Source organism: Kluyvera sp., assembly GCF_047971185.1.
GTDB lineage: Bacteria > Pseudomonadota > Gammaproteobacteria > Enterobacterales > Enterobacteriaceae > Kluyvera.
Map to the genome: position 1 here is coordinate 1 of NZ_JBKDZH010000127.1, position 1,694 is coordinate 1,694.

Below are 1,694 nucleotides of genomic sequence, written 5' to 3' on the forward strand. Positions count from 1 at the left end.
CCAACCTAAACCAAACCAAACCAAACCTAACCAAACCAAATCAAACCAAACCAAACCAAGCCAAACCAAACCAAATCTAACCCAACCAAACCGAAACAAACCAAACCTAACCAAACCAAACCAAACCTAGCCAAACCAAACCAAATTTAACCAAACCAAAGCAAACCAAAAATAACTAAACCAAACCTAACGAAACGAAACCAAACGAAACCTAACCAAACCTAACCAAATCAAACATAACCAAACCAAAAATAACAAAACCAAACCAAAAAAACCCAAAAAAAAACTAACCACACGAAACCAAACCAAACATAACAAAACCAAATATAACCTAGGCAAACCAAACCAAAACGAAGCTAACCAAACCAAACCTAACCAAACCAAACCTAACCAACCAAATTAAACCAAACCCTACGACACAGAACCAAACCAAACCAAGCCAAACCAAACCAAACCAAACTAAATCTACAACTAAACGACACTTAACGAAACCAAACAAAATTAAAACAAACCCAAAAAAACCTAACCTAACAACCCAAACAAATGTAACGTAACCTCAGAAGGGCGGAAGGGTTGGTCGAACCATGAGGGCAGATTTGAAATATACGGGCGGGGTAGGGGCGGGGGCAGGGCAAGATGGAGGGCAGTTTCGTCTCTTGGAGGACTGGGCGGGGGAGCGGTGTTCAAAGGGGAAAGAGGAACATGGGAAAGGGAGGGGAAGGAGAAACACGGAAAGATGGAGGGGAAGGAGTTACATAAACAGAGGGAGAGGAAGGAGGAAAACAGTGAAAGAGAGGCGAAGGAGAAACACGGAGAGGGGAAGAGGAAGAGGGAGCACGGAGGAATTGAGATGAAGAAGAAATACAGAGGGAGGAGGGGAAGGAGGAACTCGGAAGGAAGGAGAAAGAGGAGCAGAGAGGGAGGGAGGGGAAGGAGGAACACGGAGGAAGGGAGGTGAAGGAGGAACACAAAGGGAGGGGGGGGGAAGGAGGAACACAGAGGGAGGGAGGGAAAGGAGGAACTCGGAGGGAGGGAAAGAAAGGAGGAACACGGAGGGAGGGAAGGGAAGGAAGAACACGGAATGAGGGAAAGGTAGGGGAAACTCGGAAGGAGAGGGGAAGGAGGAACACGGAGGGAGCAAGAGGAAGGAAAAACACGGAGGGAGGGACGGGAAGGAGGAACACGGAGGGAGGGAGAGGAAGGAGAAACACGAGGGGAGGGAGGGGAAGGAGGAACACGAAGGGAGGGAGGGGAAAAAGGAACACAGAAGGAGGGAGGGGAAGGAGGATCACGGAGCGAGGGAGGGGAAGGAGGACCACGGAGGGAGGGAGGGGAAGGAGGAACGGGGAGGGAGAGAGGGGAAGAAGGAACATAGAGGGAGAGAGGGGAGGGAGAAACACGGAGGGAGAGAGGGGAAAGAGGACCCTGGAGGCAAGGAGGGGAGGGAGAACCACGAAGGGAGGGACGGGAAGGAGGATCACGGAGGGAGGGAGGGGAGGTCGGAACGCGGGGGGGGGGTGGGGCCGAAGGGTCGGGACGGGGTGGGGTGGGGGCCGGGTGTGGGGGGGAGGGGGGTGGGGGGGGGGGGGGGGGGGGGGGGGGGGGGGGGGGGGGGGGGGGGGGGGGGGGGGGGGGGGGGGGGGGGGGGGGGGGGGGGGGGGGGGGGGGGGGGGGGGGGGGGGGGGGGGGGGGGG

1 protein-coding gene is annotated in these 1,694 nt (G+C 55.4%); it reads left to right on the forward strand.

Going from position 1 to position 1,694, the window contains the following annotated elements; all coding sequences use genetic code 11:
* The first annotated feature begins 679 nt into the window (after positions 1 to 679).
* Positions 680 to 958 carry a hypothetical protein gene (locus ACK5JN_RS23735; RefSeq protein WP_416872391.1) on the forward strand — a complete coding sequence of 93 codons (279 nt, stop codon included), beginning with the start codon at positions 680 to 682 and terminating at the stop codon, positions 956 to 958.
* Positions 959 to 1,694 lie beyond the last annotated feature (736 nt).